Genomic DNA, 20,778 nt, shown 5'->3' on the forward strand with positions numbered 1-20,778 from the left:
CTCCCTCCCCCGGCATAATGGCGCTTGTCTTCTTGCGCAACGTCTGAGTGTCGGCTACCGGTCCGGGCCATGACGAATGACGATGAAATGGCGTTCGAAACGGCGCTCGTCGCACGGGCCGCCGCCGTCGAGACGTTGCTGCGGCGATTGCTCGACGACCGCGCGCTCACGGGCGAGATCGCGCGGCCCGGGCGCCTTATGGCGGCGATGCGGCACGGCGTGCTCAACGGCGGCAAGCGCCTGCGCCCCTTTCTGGTGATGGAAAGCGCGGCCCTGTTTTCCGCCGACGGCGAAGCGGCACTGCGCGTGGCGGCCGCACTGGAATGCGTGCACTGCTATTCGCTGATCCATGACGACCTGCCGGCGATGGACGACGACGATCTGCGCCGCGGCCAGCCTACCGTGCACAGGGCCTTCGACGAGGCGACTGCCATCCTCGCCGGCGACGCCCTGCTGACGCTTGCCTTCGACATCCTCGCCGACGAGACTACGGCGCTGCCGGCGGAGCGGCGGGCCGCCCTTGTGCTGGCGCTCGCCCGCGCCGCCGGGGCCGGCGGCATGGTCGGCGGCCAGACGCTGGACCTCGAGGCCGAGCGCATCGCGCCGGACGAGGCCGGGATCATCCGGCTGCAGGCGATGAAGACCGGTGCGCTGATCCGCTTTGCCTGCGAGGCGGGCGCGGTCGTCGCCGGCGTGCCTGCCGGGGATCGCGAAAGACTGGCCGAGTTCGGCTCGGCGATCGGGCTTGCCTTCCAGCTTGCCGACGATCTTCTCGATTTGACCGCGGATGCCGCACAGATGGGCAAGGCGACGGGCAAGGACGCCGCCGCCGGCAAGGCAACGCTGGTGGCGCTGCACGGGGAGGCATGGGCACGCGCCCAGTTGCATGGCCTTGTCCATCAAGCGCATGCGCTGCTCGAACCCTATGGCGAGCAGGCCGGCCTGCTGAAGGCAGCCGCGACCTTCGTGGCGACGCGCAACAATTGAGATCGGGGCAGACCCCGAGGCTTGGCGTGAAGGTTTCTGTTTAACGGGCCAATCGGGAGGATCAGGTTCGATGTCGACCAAATTGTTCGATCTCAGCGGGCGCACCGCCCTCGTAACCGGCTCCTCGCAAGGCATAGGCTTCGCCTTGGCCAAGGGTTTGGCCGAAGCCGGCGCCAGGGTGATCCTCAACGGCCGTGACGAGGCAAGGCTCGCCACCGCGATCAGGCAGATTCCCGGAGCGGAAAAGCTGGCCTTCGATGCTACCGATCATGAAGCGGTTCGCTCGGCGGTCGACGGTTTCGAACTGGACGGCGGAGCGATCGACATTTTGGTGAACAATGCCGGCATGCAATTCCGCGCGCCGCTCGAGGAGTTTCCCGCCGATGCGTTCGAGCGCCTGCTGCAGACCAACGTCGCCAGCGTCTTCCATGTCGGCCAAGCCGTGGCGCGCCATATGATCAGGCGCGGTCGCGGCAAGATCATCAACATCGCCAGCGTGCAGACCGCGCTCGCCCGTCCGGGCATCGCGCCCTACACGGCGACGAAAGGCGCGGTCGGCAACCTGACCAAGGGCATGGCTACGGATTGGGCCAAACATGGCCTGCAATGCAATGCCGTTGCACCCGGCTATTTCGATACGCCGCTCAACGCTGCCCTTGTCGCCGACCCTGCGTTCAGCACCTGGCTGCAAAAGCGCACGCCAGCCGGCCGCTGGGGAAAGGTCGAGGAACTGGTCGGCGCCTGCGTCTTCCTGGCCAGCGATGCCTCCTCTTTCGTAAACGGCCATATTCTCTATGTGGACGGCGGCATCACAGCGTCGATCTGATCCGCCGCGCCGAACAGGCAGGCGCGCCAAATGCTGCCCGATCGATAACCGGTTGACGCGGAGCTGACATCACTCGTGGCAGCATTCCGCTGTTCGAAGATACGCGGCTGCGGTGGCCTCACTCCCGGCCAGAGCGTTTGGGGACCTTGCGTTTCGGGAACAATTGCACCCGTCGCGACGTTCGGGACCAGAAGCAGGAGGCAACCCATGAACGACAACAAGCATCGCAAACAGCCGAGGCCAAGCGATCGCGACTTGCGCAACGATCCCGGCATCGGCGCATCCAAAGGCACCATCAAGGGTGGCGACATTCTTGACGACGACGAGGAACTCGATGGCGAAAATACTTTTCGGGGCGATGTCGAGAACGACACCACCCCGCAAGGCGGTGTGAACCCCGACCAGACCGGCCGGACGAACAAATAGAGGGAGATATCCCATGACCGGCAAGAAGACCCACGAACAGCAGGTGCAAATCATCGAGGAGCGGGTGAACACCAAGAATGCGGACAAGAATTTCAACGCCGAGGACGAACTGAAGCGGTCGAACCAGGAAAGAACGGCTCGCCAGCAGGGCCAGTCGCTCAGGGGCGGCGACGTCGATCTGGTCGATGCCGATGACCGTGAAATGCTTCGCGGCTCGAACCAGGAATCCCGGCATCACAAACGGCCCGCGGATTGAAATAATATCCGAAGCTTGACCGTCCCTTGAAGTGGCCGCGGCCCTTCATCTCGGCGCAGCCGGCAGGCTACATGGGAGGCTCGGCGGGAATCCGAAATTCTCGGTCGCCAGAACGAAATCTTAATGTAAATCAAGCGTAATCCCGACCGTTAAAATAATGCGTATGTGTTGGGGTTGCGCATGCCGGAATATTCTTCCTTCATACGGTCCATCCGGAGCCGTTATCTCTCAGGATTGCTGATCTTCGCGTTGGCTTCGCTGGCGATCATGCTCGCACTTGATCGCGTCAATTCCTTCCGCCACCAGATCGATGCCCTGAGCAGCAATCTTGTCATCTTTACCCGCGATCTGCGCAACGCGACCAGCTTCGCCGAGACGACGGGAACCGCCTGGCGAGCGGAGACGCGCGATGCGCTGACCGCGTCGGCGCGTGGCCATTCGGAACGCCTGACCAGCGAGATTGGGACGCTTGCGGCCCAGATCGCCGCATTGCGTCCACGCCTGTCGACAAAGACGATCAACGAGCTCGAATCCGCTTCGGTCAATGGCGACCTGTTCTGGTCTCCGCGCGACATGATTCGAAACTTCAACCTGATGTCGGTGGCGCAGAAGGTCGATGAGTGGAGCTATCGCGAAATCCGCAACCAGAACGACCTGTTTGCCCAGCCGATGCTGGTCCGCGTCCGCACCGCCATGGACGACGAGCGCCATTTGGCCGATGCCTCCAGTGACCGGCTGCTGCTGTGGGCGAGCGGATTGCTGTTCGCGGTGCTCTCCATCGCCGCTTTCTGGATCTTCCGGCCGATGGAGCAAGCCATCCGCCGCGCCTTCGCCGAATCCGCCGAGTCGCTGTTCAAGGCCGAGGCGGCCGACCGCGCCAAATCGGAATTCCTCGCCAATATGAGCCACGAAATCCGCACGCCGATGAACGGCGTGCTCGGCATGGCCGAGCTGCTGGCCAAGACCGAGCTGACCGCGCGCCAGAAGACCTTCACCGACGTCATCGTCAAATCCGGCAACGCGCTGCTCACCATCATCAACGACATCCTCGATTTCTCCAAGATCAATGCCGGCCAGCTCACGCTCGACCCGGCGCCGTTCCGCCTTGCCGAGGCGGTCGAGGATGTCGCCACGCTCGTCTCCGCCCATGTCGCCGAAAAGAACCTCGAACTGATCGTGCGCGTCGACCCGCGCCTGCCGGCCTACGTCGTCGGCGACGCCGGGCGGTTCCGCCAGATCGTCACCAACCTGCTCGGCAACGCGGTGAAGTTCACCGAGAAGGGCCATGTGCTGATCGACGTCGGCGGCGAAACCGTCAATGATGTCGTCCAGCTCAAGCTGCGCGTCGAGGACACCGGCATCGGCATCCCGGCCGAGAAGTTGCAGAACGTGTTCGAGAAATTCGCCCAGGTCGACGGCTCCTCGACCCGCCGTCACGAGGGCACCGGCCTCGGTCTCGCCATCGCCGCCCGCCTCGTCGACCTGATGGCCGGCAAGATCGGCGTCGAGAGCGAGATCGGCCGCGGCTCCGTATTCTGGTTCGCGTTGCCCCTGCCCGTGCATCGTGCCGGGGCTCGCGACGAGATCGTGCCGGTCGACGTCACCGGCGCGCGCGTTCTGGTCATCGACGACAATCCGGTCAACCGCGAGATCCTGCTCGAACAGCTCAGGAGCTGGAGCTTCGACTGCGCCGCCGCCGAAAGCGGTGCGGTCGGCCTGGCTTTCCTCGACCGCGCCTGCCAGCTGGGGGCCGCCGTCGATTGCATCATCCTCGACTACCAGATGCCCGGTATGAACGGCGCCGATGTCGCGAAAGCCATTGCCGCCGACAGCCGGCTGTCGGCCATACCGGTCGTGCTCCTGACCTCGGTCGACCAGGTCGATTTCGGCAAGATGATCATTGATTTCGGCATTGCCGCGCACCTGACCAAGCCGGCGCGCTCCGCGGTCCTGCTCGGCACCGTCATCTCGGTCGTCCAGAAAGCCCGCTCGCAGGTCGGCAGGGCGCAGTTCGTTCGCGAACCTGTACCGGCGCTGCCGCAGGCGGCGCCGCCCGCCTTTACCGTCATCCGCGGCCCGGCAATGCCGGCCGTCCCCGTGCCGGAACCGACGGTCGCGCCCAACGGTCCGATCGACATCCTCATCGCCGAGGACAACGAGGTGAACCAGTTGGTGTTCGGCCAGATTCTCAACGGGTTGGGCTTGAGCTATCGTATAGCCGGCAACGGCCGCACGGCGGTCGAGATGTACCGCTCGTTGCGCCCGAGGCTGATCCTGATGGACGTCTCCATGCCGGAGATGAACGGTTACGAGGCGACCCGCGCCATCCGGGCGACGGAGGCCTCGGATGGCAGCCACATTCCGATCATCGGCGTCACCGCGCATGCGCTGAAGGGCGACCGCGACAAGTGCATCGAAGCCGGCATGGACGACTATCTGCCGAAGCCGGTTTCACCCGACCGCCTCGGCGCCAAGATAGGCACCTGGCTCAGCGAAACGGTGGTGGCGAAGACGGCATAGCTATACCGTCGACGCCTCGGACGCCGCATCCAGATGATAACGGCGCATCCAGTCGAGGCTTGTCTCGTCGGCAAGCCTTGCGACGCCGGGTCTTATATCCCCAGCATCCGGTGCCTGAACCCCCAAGGCGTCGCAAACGGACGCCAACGTTGCAACCGGATCGCTCGACAGGCGCTCATAGCCGATCCGCAGCGGGATTACCTCTTGCTCCGCGAACCACATGTTCCAGGCAGTGTCATAACCATCGAGCCCGGCAACCTCATCCTTGATCCGCCCGAAATCATATCGAGGTTCTCCGGGAGGTCCCACCCTTTCCAGTTCGGTGCCATCGGGAGCGACATGCCAAAGGCCGGTTTGCTGCGCCTTGACCAGCGATACGGCCTGCGCAAGCTTGTCCTCGCGTGACAGATGTATGTAGAGAACACGGCCAAAAGCCCTCTCGAAACGAGCTTTATCCGAGACAAGCCCCGGGAAAATCCGGTCGAGTATCGCTGAAAGCTCATCCAGATTCTCTCGCATCAGGCGCAGGCCGAAAATGCCGGTCCCACCCTTGCCGGCGGCGATGGCCGCATTGAGATAGGCGGCATTGAATTCGAGTTCGCCCATCGTGTCGCGGCCGGGCAGCCCCCACTCTTCGGCCCATTCGGGCACGTCCTGCCGCCGATAGAACGAATGAGGATCGCCCGCCGCCTTCGTGGAGGCCAGGAGCTTGCACAGCAAAGTGCTTCCGGTCCTGGGCGTGCCGCAGATAACATATGCGTCGACCATCCTGCGGCCCTCATTACTCGTTGAAGGCAGGGCAATGCCGGCCAATCCAGGGTCGCCTATAGCCGCGGCCGTCATTTTTATCGCCCCTTCACCCGCAACGACACACCCGCTATCGGTTGCGCACCACCACGCATGCCCCGCCGACACTTTGCAATTTCTGGCAGATAGCGCCGGCGGCGGCACGGTCGTCGACCCCGATCCTGACCGCGTAGATGCCGCGCCGGCCGATCGGCGTGCGCACCCGGCTGACCACCGGATCATGCCCGGCTAGCAGGGCCGGGAAGCGGCCCCTCACCCTGAGCCACTGGTTGACCGCGGCGCTGCGGCGGAAATTGCCGGCCACTTGGATTCCCCACGGCTTTATGTTGATGGAAGCCATCGTCACCGTGCGCGACATGATCACCGGGAGCTTACGGCAGGCCGCGACGAAATCGGATTTCGCGTCGAGCGGTCGCACGCTTCCGGCATAGGCGCGGTCGGCGAACTTATCGACCGGCTCGCCCATGATGTCGAAGACATAGCTTTCGGTTTCCATCGGCAGGAAGCCGCCCGAGCCCAGCCAGCGCGAGACCCGGTTTTCGCCGGCATTGTAGGCGGCGGCCGCCAGGCCGAGATTGCCATAGCTGGTCTTCATCTCGGCGAGGTATTTCGCCGAGGCCGGGATCGCCTGGTTGATGTCGAAGGAATTGGCGAGCCCGCGCATCTTGGCGGTCCCCGGCATGAACTGGGCGATTCCTTCGGCGCCGACCGGACTGACGGCGTTGGGATCGAACCGACTTTCCTTCCAGATCAGCCGGGCGAAGAAATCCCTGGGCAGGCCGTTCTGGTCGGCATGGGCCTGGATCAGGTTGCAGACCTTGTCGATCAGCCGCTGCTTGGCCGATTGCGGCGGATCGGCCTGGACCAGGGTAGGCCACCCGCACAGCAGGATCAGCGCCACCGGGAGGAAGCGCAGCATTCGACCTACTCTGCCGCGGCCTTGCCGCGACCAAATCGTTGTTCGATATAGTCGGCGACCATCTTTTCGAAATCCTGCGCGATCGAGGGTCCGCGCAGCGCTCGCCGCCTTCTTGCCGTCGACAAAGACGGGCGCTGTCGGCGTCTCGCCGGTGCCGGGCAGCGAAATGCCGATATCGGCATGTTTGGACTCGCCCGGGCCGTTGACGATGCAGCCCATCACGGCGACCTTGAGGTTCTCGACCCCTGGGTATTTCTCACGCCACGCCGGCATGTTTTTCCTGAGATCGGCCTGGATGTTCTGGGCCAGTTCCTGGAACACGGTCGAGGTTGTGCGGCCGCAGCCGGGGCAAGCGGCGACGATCGGCACGAATTGCCTGAAACCCATGGTCTGCAGCAATTCTTGCGACACCTGTACCTCGCGCGTGCGATCGCCATTCGGCTCCGGCGTCAGCGATATGCGGATGGTGTCGCCGATGCCTTGCTGCAACAGTATGCCCATGGCGGCGGATGAGGCGACGATGCCTTTCGAGCCCATGCCGGCCTCAGTGAGGCCGAGATGCAGCGCATGGTCGGAACGGCTGGCGAGCTCGGTGTAGACGGCGATCAGGTCCTGCACGCCGCTGACCTTGGCCGAGAGGATGATCTTGTCGCGGCCAAGGCCGATCTCCTCGGCCATCTCGGCCGAGAGGATCGCCGACTGCACGATCGCCTCGCGCGTCACTTGCTGTGCGGTCAACGGAAAGCCGCGGGCCTGGTTGTCGTCCATCAGCCGGGTCAGGAGTTCCTGGTCGAGCGAACCCCAGTTGACGCCGATGCGCACCGGCTTGTCATGTTTGATCGCCATTTCGACGATTGCCGCGAACTGCCGGTCCTTCTTGTCCTTGAAACCGACATTGCCGGGATTGATGCGGTATTTGGCCAGCGCCTCGGCGCAGGCCGGATGATCGGCCAGGAGCTTGTGGCCAATATAGTGGAAGTCGCCGACAATCGGCACGTTGATACCGAGCCGCGCCAGCCGTTCCCGGATGCGCGGCACGGCGGCGGCGCTTTCATCGCGGTCTACGGTGATGCGCACGATCTCGGAGCCGGCGCGATGCAGCGCCGCCACCTGGGCGACCGTCCGGTCGACATCGGCGGTATCCGTATTGGTCATCGACTGCACGACGACGGGAGCACCGCCGCCAACCACCACGCCGCCCACATCGACGCCAACCGAGGTGCGGCGCGGGAAGGGGAAGGAATAATATCCGGTCATGCCGGCAGCCTTTAATCTCTGGAGCGCCGCGCGTCCACTTGGACGCACAAAAGCACGCTCCGGGCCGATGCGCTGAAGTCCGGGCATGAGGTGGAGGAGCAAAGATGGCTTGTCAATGGCGACAGGTCGCCACTGGCCGCAATCGATGCCGCCGCCGGTTGCTCGGCGCCCGACTTTTATCGCTCGCTTGCGTCGGCCAATCGGCTACCTGGCGATTGGCAGGCCCCATCGCTTTGTCTTTCCCGGAACGAGTCCGTCATTCCGGGAGGAACAAGGAGAAGAGCGACGCGGCGCAGACCCAGAAGCCAAGCCCTGACCTCAGAGCGCCGCGGCAAGGCGGAATTCTGCTCCGCTGCACTCTTCGGTCAGTTACGGTAAAGGGGAGCCGCGACGAGCTTCGCCCCTGCTCGTCCTGGGACTAGGAAGTCGGAAGGCCTCTGTTTGGTACGAATATCTGTGATGGTCGACCTGAAACCGAAGATCAAAACCACCAGTCCGGCGGCAATTGCCGCCGGCAGGAAAGACCCGAATGGTGAGCGGTTATGTCAGTGGGGCATCAATGCGTCGTGGGTTTGGCCCTCAGTTTTTCAATCTCGTCCTTGATTGCCAGCTTGCGTCGCTTGAGATTCACGATTTCGAGGTCGTCCACCGACGGGTGATTCATCGCGTCATCGAGCTCGCGTTCGATGTCGCCGTGTTTCCGCTGCAACTCATCAAGATGGGATGCAAGAGACATGATTGGTTCTCCCTTTCATGATTTCCTCGATTGCAGCCGCCAAAGGCGCGTCCACCGCAGGCTCGCTCTGTGACGGCACAATGACAGTGTGCCACCTTCGCGCAGCGATGTCGAATGATCCGTGGTAGCATTCCACGACAACGTGAAATGTGATATGGGCTGCGCGCCGGTGGCAGAGAGTGCCACCCCCCGCCCAATCAGGCCCAGCTTTGGGCGCCGCAGACGTGCAGACGGTAGAGAATGTCCGATCAGGAACAGGCCGATATTCGCCTCGAATTTTCCCGGCTGAAGCAGGAACACGCCGATTTCGACGCCGCGATCAATGCGATGATCGCCATGAACTGCGACCCGCTGCAGATCCAGCGCATGAAGAAGAAGAAGCTTGCGCTGAAGGATCGGCTGATGAAGCTGGAAGACAAGATCATCCCGGACATCATCGCCTGACTTCAGGTCCAGGCCGCGATCGAAAGCCGCGCCGCGCGTTCGCGCAACAGGGCCAGGAGTTCGCCTGTCTTCTCCTGCGACGTGTCGATGGGCACCACCAGGCACATCGTCGCCTCGACGGTGCCGGGTGCTGAAAACACCGGCGCGGCGAGGCATTTCGTATAGGCGTCGACGAGCCCCGAAGTGATGCAATAGCCGGTGGCTCGCGCCGTCGCTATGTCGGCGATGAAATCGTCCAGCCGCAATCTGCGGCCATCGGGCAGCATAAGGTCGTCTTCCGATATCATGGCTTCGATCCGGGCCTGTTCGAGGCCGGCGAGCAGCAGCCTGCCTGACGCGGTCCAGGGCAGCGGAATCTGCAATCCGGTGGCGGAGCTGATGCGGAACGGCCGGGTGCCCGGGCTCGAGTGGACGATCGTGTAGCGGCCGCTCTGCAGCATGCACAGTTCGGAGGTCTCACCGGTCTCGCGCGACAGGTTGTCGACCTCCTGGCGTCCTCGCCTCAAGAGGTCGTTGCCGCGCACATAATCCATTCCATAGAGATAGAGCTTCTTACCGAAATAGACGCGGTTGCCGTCGCCGGCCATCTCCAGGAGGCCCGCATCGACCAGCGATCGCACCAGTGTGTAGGTGGTCGAACGCGGCGCGTTGACCCCCTTGGCGAGGTCGCCGATACCGATGGCGCGCTGCGTCGAATGAAGGAACTCCAGAATCTCGAGCACCCGGTTGAGGCCCTTCTCCCGAGAGACCGAAATCTTTGCGTCCGCTGAGACCGCCAAGGCGCTGCCATCTTGCATTGTCGGTTCCTGATGTTAGTATCTGTCTTGTACAGGATACACTCGTCCCTTGTAAGAGACAATTTCTGTAACGATCCGGGTGCGCGTTTGCCTGTGCGTAGGGGAACACAACACGAAAGGAGGTCGCTGTGGACGACACATCCAAAAGGCGTGATTTTCTGAAACTGGGCATGGCCGGACTGGCAACGGCCGGCGTCATGAGCGCGGCGGCAACGGTCGACGTCCAGAAGGCGGCGGCGCAGGCTGCGCCCGATAGCCTGCTACGCACCGTGCTGGAGCGCGGCAAATTGATTGTCGGCACCGGAAGCACCAATGCGCCATGGCATTTCGAGAACGATGCCGGCGAACTCGTCGGCATGGACATCACCATGGGGCGCATCCTGGCAAAGGGCTTGTTCGATGACCCGGCCAAGGTCGAGTTCGTCATGCAGGACCCGGCGCAGCGCATTCCGAACGTGACGACGAACAAGGTCGACATCACCATCCAGTTCATGACCATGACCGCGCAGCGCTCGCAGCTGATCAACTTCTCCAGGCCCTACTACGTCGAGGGCGTCGCCTTGCTGACTTTGCCCGGCGCCGAGAACAAGACCTTCGACAAGCTGCTTGCCGCGGGCTCGGCGACGCGCGTTTCCATCCTGCAGAATGTCGACGCCGAATCTTCGGTGCATTTTGCCTTGCCGGAGGCGCAAGTGATGCAGATCGATACACAGGCCAACGTGCTGCAGGCACTGGAATCCAAGCGTGCCGATGCCGCTGCCGTCGACCTCTCCACCGTGCGCTGGCTCGCCTCGCGCAATCCTGACAAATACTTCGATGCCGGCAAGAGCTGGTACTCGATGCTTTATGGCGCAGCGCTCCGGCAAGGCGATCTCGACTGGCTGACCTTCGTCAACCAGACCTTCACCATCGCCATGTTCGGCCATGAAACGGCGCTCTACGACGCGGCGTTCAAGGACTATTTCGGGCAGGAGCCGCCGGCGCGCCATCCCGGCTTCCCGGTTATCTGACGTCATCGGCGGAAAGGCGCCGCCGGCGCCCTTCCGCCCTTTTTCCTGGCGACGCGGCCAGCTTTGCGTCACATCGGGAGCACTGAGGCCGACGCATGGGTTATGCGCTTAATTTCAACCTGATCTGGCGGCATTTCGACAAGCTGTGGGGCGGCCTGCTGCTCAGCCTGGAGCTCGCCGTCATCTCGATCGCCATCGGCATCGTCATCGGCCTGGTCCTGGCGGTCTGGTACGTGTCGGCCGGACGCATGGTGCGCGGCATCATCGCCGCCTACGTCGAATTCATCCGCAACGTGCCGCTGATCCTGCTCGTCTATCTCGTCTTCTACGGCCTGCCGACCGTGGTCGACATCGCCTACAGCGCGCAAACCTCGTTCGTCGCCACGCTGGCGCTCTACAGCGGCGCCTATCTGGTCGAGGTGTTCCGCTCCGGTCTCGAAGCGGTGCCGCGCGGCCAGCTAGACGCCGGCAAGGCGATCGGCCTGACGCCCTGGCAAAGGCTGCTCCATGTGCGCCTGCCGACCATGCTGCGCATCACGCTGCCGGCGCTTTCCAACACTTTCATATCGCTGTTCAAGGACACCTCCGTCGCTTCGGTCATCTCGGTGCCCGAACTGACCTTCGGCGCGCAATGGATCAACTTCAACACCTTCCGCATCGTCGAGGTCTATCTCGTCGTGACGGCGATGTATCTGCTGACCGGCTACGCCCTGCTTTACGCGCTCCGGCTCGTCGAACGCTGGTTCAAGGTGGTGCACTAGCATGCTTGGCCAGATCGCCTACGCCTTGCCTTTCCTAGCTCAGGGTTTTGCGCTGACGCTTTGGGTGTCGCTGCTGGTCGTGACGTTCTCGCTCGTCGCCGGTGTCGTCCTTGGCGTCGGCTTGGTCTATGGCCCGGCGCCGGCGCGCTGGGCGGTGCGCATCTTCAGCGACACTATTCGCGGCATACCGATCCTGGTGCTCATCTTCTTCGTCTACTACGGGATGCCGGCCGTCGGGCTTCACCTGCCGTCCTTCTGGGCTGCCGTGCTGGCGCTGACCTTGTTCAAGACAGCCCAGGTCGTCGAATATCTCCGGGGCGCCGTCGGCTCCATCCCGAAGGGACAATCGGAGGCGGCAATGGCGATCGGCCTGACCTTCCGCCAGCGGCTGGCCCATGTCATCTTTCCGCAAGCGTTCAGGCGTTTCCTGCCGCCCTGGATCAATGGCGTCACCGACGCGGTCAAGGGCAGCGCGCTGGTCTCGCTGCTCGGCATCACCGATCTCATGCAGGCCATCAACCAGGTCATCGGCCGCACCTATGAGGCCATGCCGCTCTACATCCTTGGCGCCCTCATCTACTTCGCCGTCAACTATGCGCTTTCGCTTGCCAGCAGGCGGCTGGAGCGGCGTTTCTCCTTCATCCGGGAATAGCAATGTCCACAAGCTCGAACGATGCCCCGGCCCTTCTCGACATCCGCGATGTGTCCAAATCCTTTGGCGCCGTCCAGGTCCTGCGCTCGGTCAGCCTGCGCGTGGCGCGCGGCGAGGTGGTGACGGTCATCGGGCCCTCGGGCAGCGGCAAGACCACGCTGCTGCGCTGCGTTAACTTCCTGGAGAGCTATGACAGCGGGTCCATCCGCATCGACGGCAAGGAGGTCGGCTTCCGAGAAACCGGAGCCCGCCAGCGCCGCAGCGAACGCGACCTTGCCGCGATACGCGCCGAGACCGGCATGGTGTTCCAGAGCTTCAACCTGTTTCCGCATCTCACCGCCGCCGGCAACATCATGCTCGGCCTCACCAAGGTGCGCGGCAAAAGCACCGTGGAGGCGCGCACGATTGCCGAACACTGGCTCGGCCGCGTCGGTCTTGCCCATAAGGCCGACAGCCTGCCGGCGGAGCTCTCCGGCGGCCAGCAGCAGCGCGTCGGAATTGCGCGCGCCGTGGCCATGGGGCCGAAAATCCTGCTGCTCGACGAGATAACCTCCGCCCTCGATCCGGAACTCGTCGGCGAGGTGCTTGAAGTGGTGCGCAGCCTCGCCGAGGACGGCATGACGATGGTGATGGTCACGCATGAGATGGCCTTTGCCCGCGACGCCTCGAGCCGCATCGTCTTCATGGCCGATGGCGGCGTCGGCGCGGTCGGCCCGCCGAAGGAGATTCTCGCAGCAGACGCCGAGAATGAGCGTCTGCGCAATTTCCTGGCGCGCTTCCGCGCCTCGCATTTCTGACATTGGATGGTTGACACCATCCCAAGGAGTTTTCTTCCATGACGCCTTACACCAGGCTCGCCGAACTCGGCCTCACATTGCCCGAGCCACCGACGCCCATCGCCAACTTCGTTACCCATGCCGAGAGCGGCCGGCTGATTTTCCTGTCCGGCCAGGGACCGCTGCGGGCCGACGGCACGCTCTGCACCGGGAAGGTGGGCGAGGATGTGACGGTGGAGCAGGCTTATCAGCATGCCCGCCTTACCGGCCTCAACCTGCTTGCCGTCATGCATGCTGCCGCCGGCGATCTCGGCCGCGTCGTGCGTGTCGTCAAGCTGCTCGGCTTCGTCAATGCCACGCCGACTTTCAGCGACCACCCCAAAGTGGTGAATGGCTGCTCCGATCTTTTCGCCGACGTTTTCACCACGATCGGCGGGCATGCCCGCTCGGCGATCGGCGTCGGCTCCTTGCCCGGAAACATCACCGTCGAAATCGAAGCGGTCGTCGAGATCGCTGCCTGATCTGTCATCCACGGGATTGCTCACATGAAAACCTATTCCGACACCGGCTCCAACACGACGATCCGCGAACGGCTCGGCCTTCGTCCGATCATCAACGTCTCCGGCACGATGACGGCGCTCGGTGCGTCGATCATTGTGCCTGAAGCGATCAGCGCGATGTCTGAAATGGCATCGCAATGGGTGGAGATGGACGATCTGCAGCGCGCCGCAAGCGCCGTCGTCGCGCGCCTCACCGGCGGCGAGGCCGGCTTCATCACCGCCTGCTGCGCCAGCGGCATCACCATGGCGATCGCCGGCGCGATGACGGGAACCAACCTGCTCGCCATCGAACGCCTGCCGGACGACACCGGCGACCTCAGGTCGGAGGTGATCATCCAGCTTGGCCACATCGTCAACTACGGCGCCTCGATCGACCAGTCGGTCCGAGTTGCCGGCGCCAGGGTGGTGCCCGCCGGCACGGTCAGCGTCACGCAGGACTATCATGTCCGCGACGCGATCAACGAGCGAACGGCGGCAGGCCTCTACGTCGTCGCGCATCACACCGTGCAGTACGGCATGCTGTCGCTGGAGGAATTCTGCGAGATCTGCCACGCCAGGGGCGTGCCGGTGATCGTCGACGCGGCTTCCGAATATGACCTGCGCGGCTTCCTGGCGCGTGGCGCCGACATCGTCATCTACAGCGGCCACAAATTCCTGAGCGGCCCGACCAGCGGCATCGTCACCGGACGCAAGGATCTGGTGCGCGCCGCCTATCTGCAGAACCGCGGCGTCGCCCGCGCCATGAAGGTCGGCAAGGAAAGCATCGCCGGCACCATGGCCGCGCTCGAGGCATGGGAGAAGCGCGACCACGCCGGCATCCGCCGGCGCGAAGAGGCCGCCCTCAACCTTTGGAAGGATGCTCTGCAGGGTATCCCGGGCATTGGCGCGGAGATCATTCCCGACCCGACCTCCAACCCGCTCGACCGCCTGCAGGTCTTCGTGCTGCCGGAAAGCCGCTTCACCGCCGCCGGCCTTGCCTCGGCGCTTGCCGGTGGATCGCCGCCCATCATCGTGCGCAATCACGAGGTCGAACGCGGCCATTTCTTCCTCGACCCCTGCAATCTTCATCCCGGAGAGGCGGAAATCGTCGCCGAACGGCTGCGCGCCCTGTTGACCGCGAAGGACCGGCCCGCCGACGCCATGAAGATTGCTCGCAAGGTCTCTTCCGGCGCCTTGCGCTGGCCGGATTGAGCGCCAAGCGGACCAACGAACCCAAAGCACCGGCTGATCACGTGACTGTGAACAGCCGGATGCGTACGCGGCGGGAATAAATCTCGGCCGCAACGGGTCTCCTCGACATAGGCCGCTACAGGCGTTGAGGAGATCCGCATGTCCGTCATCATGAACACGACAGCGAACATGGGCGCGGCGTCGGCCGCCATGTGCTGGAGCGCATGACCTCAACCGGCCTCTCTCCCGGCTTTCCCATTGCGCTTGACACTGGTGACGCAGATGAATTCACTTTCGCCACGGCAGGCGGCTTTGCCTGTTGCCGAGGGTTTCGCCCGCACGGGCGGGGCGAGACCGCCGGTATTGCTTGAAAGCGCACGGCCTGTTCCTCGTGGAGTATCGGATGGTGCTGCTTTGAGCGAGAAGGCCCGAGCCGAGCGCTTCAGCGAAGTGGTGCTGCCTCATCTCAGTGACGCGCTGGCGCTTGCCCGCTGGTTGACCGGCAATGGCGCCGATGCCGAGGACGTCGTGCAGGACGCCTGCATAAAGGCGCATGCGGGCATATCAGGCTATGCCGGCGGCAATGCCCGCGCCTGGCTGCTGACCATCGTGCGCAACACCGCCTATACCTGGATGTCGCGCAACCGGCCGCGCGGCATGTTGGCCGTCGGTGATCTCGGCGATCTCGACGAGATGGCGGCGGCACACGGCATCAGCGTGCCGGACGAATATGGTCCGGAGGCAAGCCTGATCGCCAAGGCCGACACGGTGGCGCTTGAAACGGCGATAGCAGCCCTGCCGCAGCCGTTTCGCGAGACGCTTGTGCTGCGCGACATCAGCGGCCTCAGCTATCGCGAGATAGCGGCCATGCTCGGCGTGCCGATGGGCACGGTGATGTCCAGGCTGGCCCGCGCGCGGAGCCTGCTTATGTCTGACCTGGGGAGAGCGCCATGACCATGCATGACGATGGACTGCCCAATGATCCGGAAGGCATCAGGCTGATGATCCACGCCCTCGTCGATGGCGAACTTGATGCAGCGGCCGCGCTTGCGGTGGAGCGGCGCATTGCGGCCGATCCGCGGCTTGCCTCGGAGCATGCCCGCATCGTGGCCTTGCGGGGCGCGGTCAGCCGCCTGCCGCGCCCAGATGTCGGCGACGCCTTTCGCGCGCGCATCGCGGCCATTGGCACTGCGGCCACCGCGCAGCCGGCAGGCGAAACGGCCAAGCCGCAGCAGGGCTCGCCGGTGCTCCCGGGGGTGCTTGCCCCGGGCGGGAGAGGCCAGAGGCGAAACGCCGATACGCGGCTGTCGCCAAGTCGAGCGCGCCGCTTCGGTTCGTTCGACTGGCGCGCTCTTGCCGCCTCGATCATGATCAGCGCGGTGCTGGCCAGCGGGGCAACGCAATGGGTGATGGTCAACGGCGCGTCCGACAGCTTCGCCGCGGCGGTCGCCAGCGGCCATCGCCGCAGCCTGCTTGCCGCCAGCCCGATCGATATCGTCTCGTCGGACCGCCACACGGTAAAGCCCTGGCTCGACGCCCGGATCGGCGTGTCGCCGCCGGCACCGGATCTTGCCAAGGACGGTTTTGCGCTGATCGGCGGCCGGGTCGAGGTGATTTCCGGCCGACCGGTGCCGGCACTTGTCTACCGCCACCGCGAGCATCTGATCACGCTGGTCGCCGAACCGCAGCAGGGCGGCAAGGCCAGCGAGCCTGACGATCTTTCCTCGGGCGGCTTTTCGCTGGTGCAGTGGAGCGACGGCGCCTTCTCCTACTGGGCGATCTCCGACATGGAGCGGCCCGAACTCGACGATTTCGTTGCCCGCTTCCGCAAGGCTGCGGCATAGGCTGATTTCCCGGCCGGACCCCGGCAATGCCCCGCATCCTTGCCGCCGCCGCCGAATTCCGCTAAGGCGCGCCTTTGTCGCCGGGAGCAGAAGCTTGGACGATCAACGCGCCGACGTCGCCATTATCATGGGCAGCCAGTCCGACTGGGCGACCATGCGCCATGCCGCCGAGACACTGGAGGCGCTTGGCATCCCGCACAAACGGCTGATCGTCTCGGCGCACCGCACTCCCGACCGGCTCTACGCCTTCGCAAAGGGCGCCAAGGCCGCCGGCTACAAGGTCATCATCGCTGGTGCCGGCGGTGCGGCGCACCTGCCCGGCATGACGGCGGCGATGACACCGCTGCCGGTGTTCGGCGTGCCGGTGGAATCCAAGGCCCTGTCGGGACAGGATTCGCTGCTGTCCATCGTCCAGATGCCGGCCGGCATTCCGGTGGGGACGCTGGCCATCGGCAAGGCCGGTGCGGCCAATGCGGCTCTGTTGGCCGCCGCCGTGCTGGCGCTCAACGACGACAAGCTTGCCGGGCGGCTCGATGCCTGGCGCGCCTCACAGACCGCCAAGGTCGCGGCCGAACCCACGGACACGCAATGAGCCTGCCCGCCGGATCGACCATCGGCATCATCGGCGGCGGCCAGCTTGGCCGCATGCTGGCAATGGCGGCCGCTCGCCTCGGCTACCGCACCGTGGTGCTGGAGCCGCAGCCGGATTGCCCCGCGGCACAGGTCGCCAACCGTCAGGTCACGGCCGCCTACGATGACCCCGCCGCGCTTGCCGAATTGGCCGAGGCAAGTGCCGTCGTCACCTATGAATTCGAGAACGTTCCGGTTGCCGCCGCCGAGGCGCTCGCCGCAAAGGTGCCGGTCTATCCGCCTGCGCGCGCGCTTGATGTGGCGCAGGACCGGGTGACCGAAAAGACATTTCTCAACGGCATCGGCATTGCCACGGCGGATTTCCGCGCGGTCGACAATGACGGGGAGCTGACCGCAGCGCTGAAATCCTTTGGCGGCAGCGGCATATTGAAGACGCGGCGCATGGGCTATGACGGCAAGGGCCAGCGCGTCTTCCGTGACATGCAAGCCGGCGGCTTCGCCGGCACCTGCGAGGCCATGGGCAGCGTGCCGCTGGTCCTCGAGGCCTTCGTTTCCTTTGAGCGCGAAGTCTCCGTCATCGCCGCGCGCGGCATCGATGGCGTCGTCGCCGCCTACGATCCGGCCGAGAACGTCCACCGCAACGGCATTCTCCACACATCGACCGTGCCGGCCGCGATCGCGCCCCGGACAGCCGAGGCGGCCCGGACAGCGGCGGTGAAGATCCTGTCGGCGCTCGACTATGTCGGCGTCATCGGCGTCGAGTTCTTCGTGCTGGCCGATGGCTCGCTGCTGGCCAACGAGATCGCGCCGCGCGTCCACAATTCAGGCCACTGGACGGAAGCCGCCTGCACCGTTTCGCAGTTCGAGCAGCATATCCGCGCCGTGGCCGGCCTGCCGCTCGGCGACCCGCGACACCATTCCGACTGCGTGATGGAGAACCTGATCGGCGACAATATCTCGCGCGTTCCGGAATTGCTGGCGGAGCCCGACCTGATGCTGCATCTCTACGGCAAGGCCGCAGCGCGGCCCGGCCGCAAGATGGGCCATTTCACCCGGATCAGCCGCCGCGCCTGACAGCAATCTCGACGCCGCGAGCTACCGGGCAGGAAAACTCGGCGCATGGCGTTCTCAAGTCACGTGGCGACCACCACATCATACCAGCCGGTGCCGAGCCATTGGCCGATTGCGGATATTTGACGACACCGGGCATTCATCTCCGCTACCGGGCATGCTTGCGGTTGACACGGACAAGGCTCCTCGTTTATGAGCCACCCACAGTTCAAAGGCGCGTCTTCTGGCGCGCCTTAAAATTTCGACCCGGACCGGGTCCACACCGACAGGCAAGACCATGAAGATCAAGAATTCGCTCAAGGCGCTGAAGGCGCGTCATCGCGACAACCGTCTGGTTCGCCGCAAGGGCCGCGTCTACATCATCAACAAGACCGCCCCCCGCTATAAGGCGCGCCAGGGCTGAGCTTCGTCGCGAGGCTTTTGCCTCCGCAGTTGGTGTTTATCGTCGGTCCGCCGGCCGTTCACGCTAAAATCAGTTTGACGTTCCGCCGCCCGGGACTAGATTCGGGCGATGCGGATTCTTTTTGCATTTTTGACGGTCCTTCTTTTTTGCAGCGCCGTCTCGTTGCCGGCTCGGGCCGATGACCGGGCCGCTGTGCAAGCGGCCCCGGAGCCGGCGCCTCCGGATGCCCAGCCAGTGCCGCAAGCCCCGCCTCCCGCAATGAACAGGGAGGCCCGGCTCGACAAGCTGTTTGCCGATCTCAAGCGCGAGCGCAACGAAAAGGCGGCAGAGCGTATCGCCGGCATCATCTGGAGCGAATGGTCCCAGTCGGGCAGCGCCTCGATCGACCTGATGATGCAATGGTCGCAGAAGGCGATCGAGAACCAGAAGTTCGACGTCGCGCTCGATTTCCTCGACCAGGTGGTCACCTTGCAGCCGGCCTATGCCGAGGGCTGGAACCGGCGCGCCACGGTGCATTTCATGATGAAGAACTACGGCAAGTCGATGTCCGACATCGACCATACGCTGCAACTCGAACCCCGCCATTTCGGCGCGCTGTCGGGCCTGGCGCAGATCATGACCGTGACCGGACGCAAGCAATCGGCGCTCGAGGCCTGGCAGAAGGTGCTCGCCATCTACCCGATGCTGCGCAGCGCCCAGGACCAGGTCGGCACGCTTTCGGAAGAGCTCGCCGGCGAAGGCATTTGATATTTTAAGGCAGTAGGGAAATAGGGCAGTAAGGCAGTAGGAAAGAGATCGCCCGGAAATACTTGCCCTACTCCCCTACTCCCCTACTCCCTCTCGTATATCCCACATGAACCTGCTCTATGCCGTCTTCGCCTTCCTTCTGGCGCTCGTCTTTGGCTTTGTCGGCATCACGCGCGTCGGCTCCTGGCTGATCGAGCGCCGCAACCCGGCCGTCGGCGAATTCGTCGACATCGATGGCGCGCGCATCCATTATGTCCACGTTCCTGGCCCCGCCAAGGCCGACCTGCCGCCTGTTGTCTTCATCCACGGCGCCAGCGCCAATCTCAGGGATCAGATGCTGCCGCTCAGGCCGTTGCTCGAAGGGCGCGCCGAATTGCTGTTCTTCGACCGGCCGGGATTCGGTTGGTCGGGACGCGGGCCCGGCAACAACGAGGATCCGTGGTCGCAGGCCGACACCGTCGCCGCGCTGATGGACCATCTCGGCATGAAGCAGGCTATCATCGTCGGCCATTCCTTCGGTGGCGCGGTGACGACCGCCTTCGGCCGCGAGCATGCCGACAAGACGCTCGGGCTGGTATTCCTGGCACCGGCAACCCATCCGTGGCCCGGCGGCGCAACCGCCTGGTACTACGACCTGACCACCATTCCGGTGATCGGCCGGCTGTTCTCCGAAACGCTGAGCTATCCGGCAGGAATGCTGCGGATCGCCGACGCTACGACCTGCGTCTTCTCGCCCAACAAAGTGCCGGACAATTATGTCGCCGAGGCCTCGATCCCGCTGGTGCTGAGACCCTCGGCCTTCCGCGCAAATGCCAGCGATGTCGCCGGCCTCTACCGCTATGCGCTTGCGGCCGCGCCGCGCTACGCCGAGATCAAGGCGCCGACCGTGGTCATCTCGGGCGATCGAGACAAGGTCGTCTACGCCCATATCCATTCGGTCGGCCTCGAGCGCAACATTGCCGGCGCCGAACTGGTCTGGGTGCGCAATCTCGGCCACAAGCCGGACTGGATCGCGTCTGATCTGGTCGTTGGCGCTATCGAGAAGGCCGCCGGCAGGAGCGTGGATCTGGAGGCGATGGCAAGGGCGGTGGAAGCGCGGATCGCCGGCGATGCCTATGGCGCCGGAAAATGCGCCGACCTCAAGGAACCCGAAGCGGAGTTGGCGCCGACCTGATGTGCGTCTTCCGACAACGGTCTTCGAAAAAACGGTATCGGGGC

The 20,778-nt window shown here is 64.3% G+C and carries 23 protein-coding genes and 1 pseudogene; 19 read left to right on the forward strand and 5 right to left on the reverse strand.

Features of this window, described 5'->3' with window-relative positions; genetic code table 11:
* The first annotated feature begins 69 nt into the window (after nucleotides 1–69).
* The 5 genes from ACIU1A_RS25440 (at nucleotide 70) to ACIU1A_RS25460 (ending at nucleotide 5,015) form a co-directional block, all read left to right on the forward strand.
* A complete protein-coding gene (locus ACIU1A_RS25440) occupies nucleotides 70–987 on the forward strand; it encodes a polyprenyl synthetase family protein (RefSeq protein WP_140625011.1) in 918 nt (305 codons plus the stop codon).
* Between the two features lie 70 nt (nucleotides 988–1,057).
* A complete protein-coding gene (locus ACIU1A_RS25445; protein ID WP_140899325.1) occupies nucleotides 1,058–1,813 on the forward strand; it encodes an SDR family oxidoreductase in 756 nt (251 codons plus the stop codon).
* Nucleotides 1,814–2,020: 207 nt separating this feature from the next.
* Nucleotides 2,021–2,239, forward strand: a complete 219-nt coding sequence (locus ACIU1A_RS25450; RefSeq protein WP_140517598.1) for a hypothetical protein — start codon at nucleotides 2,021–2,023, stop codon at nucleotides 2,237–2,239.
* Nucleotides 2,240–2,252: 13 nt separating this feature from the next.
* Nucleotides 2,253–2,495 carry a hypothetical protein gene (locus tag ACIU1A_RS25455; RefSeq protein ID WP_404925552.1) on the forward strand — a complete coding sequence of 81 codons (243 nt, stop codon included), beginning with the start codon at nucleotides 2,253–2,255 and terminating at the stop codon, nucleotides 2,493–2,495.
* 180 nt (nucleotides 2,496–2,675) lie between these two features.
* Complete coding sequence (locus ACIU1A_RS25460) at nucleotides 2,676–5,015, forward strand: response regulator (protein ID WP_404925553.1); 2,340 nt, start codon at nucleotides 2,676–2,678, stop codon at nucleotides 5,013–5,015.
* Here the strand turns inward: ACIU1A_RS25460 and ACIU1A_RS25465 are convergent, their stop codons facing one another.
* The 4 genes and pseudogenes from ACIU1A_RS25465 to ACIU1A_RS25480 form a co-directional block, all read right to left on the reverse strand.
* Nucleotides 5,016–5,828 (reverse strand): Stf0 family sulfotransferase, encoded by an 813-nt coding sequence (locus ACIU1A_RS25465; RefSeq protein WP_224619784.1) that lies wholly within the window; start codon nucleotides 5,826–5,828, stop codon nucleotides 5,016–5,018.
* 64 nt (nucleotides 5,829–5,892) lie between these two features.
* Nucleotides 5,893–6,741 (reverse strand): transglycosylase SLT domain-containing protein, encoded by an 849-nt coding sequence (locus tag ACIU1A_RS25470; protein ID WP_404925554.1) that lies wholly within the window; start codon nucleotides 6,739–6,741, stop codon nucleotides 5,893–5,895.
* Between the two features lie 5 nt (nucleotides 6,742–6,746).
* Nucleotides 6,747–7,998 (reverse strand): annotated as a pseudogene (ispG, locus tag ACIU1A_RS25475) (flavodoxin-dependent (E)-4-hydroxy-3-methylbut-2-enyl-diphosphate synthase).
* Between the two features lie 556 nt (nucleotides 7,999–8,554).
* Entirely contained in the window at nucleotides 8,555–8,734 is a 180-nt protein-coding gene (locus ACIU1A_RS25480) for a YdcH family protein (RefSeq protein WP_097571999.1), read from the reverse strand.
* A gap of 240 nt (nucleotides 8,735–8,974) precedes the next feature.
* Here ACIU1A_RS25480 and ACIU1A_RS25485 point away from each other — a divergent pair, with 240 nt between their 5' ends.
* A complete protein-coding gene (locus ACIU1A_RS25485; RefSeq protein WP_140550905.1) occupies nucleotides 8,975–9,178 on the forward strand; it encodes a YdcH family protein in 204 nt (67 codons plus the stop codon).
* Nucleotides 9,179–9,180: 2 nt separating this feature from the next.
* Here the strand turns inward: ACIU1A_RS25485 and ACIU1A_RS25490 are convergent, their stop codons facing one another.
* The gene (locus tag ACIU1A_RS25490; RefSeq protein ID WP_140500488.1) at nucleotides 9,181–9,975 is read right to left on the reverse strand and encodes an IclR family transcriptional regulator; all 795 of its coding nucleotides are present in this window, start codon (nucleotides 9,973–9,975) and stop codon (nucleotides 9,181–9,183) included.
* A 128-nt stretch (nucleotides 9,976–10,103) separates the two neighbouring features.
* Here ACIU1A_RS25490 and ACIU1A_RS25495 point away from each other — a divergent pair, with 128 nt between their 5' ends.
* From ACIU1A_RS25495 to ACIU1A_RS25555, 13 genes are all read left to right on the forward strand, one after another.
* On the forward strand, nucleotides 10,104–10,985 hold the full coding sequence (locus ACIU1A_RS25495; RefSeq protein ID WP_140500486.1) for a transporter substrate-binding domain-containing protein: 882 nt from the start codon (nucleotides 10,104–10,106) through the stop codon (nucleotides 10,983–10,985).
* A 95-nt stretch (nucleotides 10,986–11,080) separates the two neighbouring features.
* Entirely contained in the window at nucleotides 11,081–11,746 is a 666-nt protein-coding gene (locus ACIU1A_RS25500; RefSeq protein WP_140500485.1) for an amino acid ABC transporter permease, read from the forward strand.
* Between the two features lies 1 nt (nucleotide 11,747).
* The gene (locus ACIU1A_RS25505; RefSeq protein WP_140500483.1) at nucleotides 11,748–12,398 is read left to right on the forward strand and encodes an amino acid ABC transporter permease; all 651 of its coding nucleotides are present in this window, start codon (nucleotides 11,748–11,750) and stop codon (nucleotides 12,396–12,398) included.
* Between the two features lie 2 nt (nucleotides 12,399–12,400).
* The gene (locus tag ACIU1A_RS25510; RefSeq protein ID WP_404925555.1) at nucleotides 12,401–13,195 is read left to right on the forward strand and encodes an amino acid ABC transporter ATP-binding protein; all 795 of its coding nucleotides are present in this window, start codon (nucleotides 12,401–12,403) and stop codon (nucleotides 13,193–13,195) included.
* Between the two features lie 38 nt (nucleotides 13,196–13,233).
* Nucleotides 13,234–13,695: a RidA family protein gene (locus ACIU1A_RS25515; RefSeq protein ID WP_140649989.1), complete on the forward strand. Its 462-nt coding sequence runs from the start codon at nucleotides 13,234–13,236 to the stop codon at nucleotides 13,693–13,695.
* A gap of 24 nt (nucleotides 13,696–13,719) precedes the next feature.
* Nucleotides 13,720–14,925: an aminotransferase class V-fold PLP-dependent enzyme gene (locus ACIU1A_RS25520; protein ID WP_404925556.1), complete on the forward strand. Its 1,206-nt coding sequence runs from the start codon at nucleotides 13,720–13,722 to the stop codon at nucleotides 14,923–14,925.
* A 393-nt stretch (nucleotides 14,926–15,318) separates the two neighbouring features.
* A complete protein-coding gene (locus tag ACIU1A_RS25525) occupies nucleotides 15,319–15,858 on the forward strand; it encodes a sigma-70 family RNA polymerase sigma factor (RefSeq protein ID WP_404925557.1) in 540 nt (179 codons plus the stop codon).
* Nucleotides 15,855–16,748 (forward strand): anti-sigma factor family protein, encoded by an 894-nt coding sequence (locus tag ACIU1A_RS25530; protein ID WP_404925558.1) that lies wholly within the window; start codon nucleotides 15,855–15,857, stop codon nucleotides 16,746–16,748. Before ACIU1A_RS25525 ends, ACIU1A_RS25530 begins: the two co-directional genes overlap by 4 nt.
* Nucleotides 16,749–16,842: 94 nt before the next feature.
* Nucleotides 16,843–17,340 (forward strand): 5-(carboxyamino)imidazole ribonucleotide mutase, encoded by a 498-nt coding sequence (purE, locus tag ACIU1A_RS25535; protein ID WP_140517590.1) that lies wholly within the window; start codon nucleotides 16,843–16,845, stop codon nucleotides 17,338–17,340.
* Nucleotides 17,337–18,413: a 5-(carboxyamino)imidazole ribonucleotide synthase gene (locus ACIU1A_RS25540; protein WP_140500470.1), complete on the forward strand. Its 1,077-nt coding sequence runs from the start codon at nucleotides 17,337–17,339 to the stop codon at nucleotides 18,411–18,413. The genes purE and ACIU1A_RS25540 overlap by 4 nt, the downstream gene beginning before the upstream one ends.
* Nucleotides 18,414–18,687: 274 nt before the next feature.
* Complete coding sequence (gene ykgO, locus ACIU1A_RS25545) at nucleotides 18,688–18,813, forward strand: type B 50S ribosomal protein L36 (protein WP_125004464.1); 126 nt, start codon at nucleotides 18,688–18,690, stop codon at nucleotides 18,811–18,813.
* A gap of 108 nt (nucleotides 18,814–18,921) precedes the next feature.
* Nucleotides 18,922–19,560 (forward strand): tetratricopeptide repeat protein, encoded by a 639-nt coding sequence (locus ACIU1A_RS25550; RefSeq protein WP_140658583.1) that lies wholly within the window; start codon nucleotides 18,922–18,924, stop codon nucleotides 19,558–19,560.
* 106 nt (nucleotides 19,561–19,666) lie between these two features.
* Nucleotides 19,667–20,734 carry an alpha/beta fold hydrolase gene (locus ACIU1A_RS25555; RefSeq protein WP_404925559.1) on the forward strand — a complete coding sequence of 356 codons (1,068 nt, stop codon included), beginning with the start codon at nucleotides 19,667–19,669 and terminating at the stop codon, nucleotides 20,732–20,734.
* Nucleotides 20,735–20,778 lie beyond the last annotated feature (44 nt).

The sequence above is a fragment of the Mesorhizobium maamorense genome, from assembly GCF_044998965.1.
Taxonomy (GTDB): Bacteria; Pseudomonadota; Alphaproteobacteria; order Rhizobiales; family Rhizobiaceae; genus Mesorhizobium.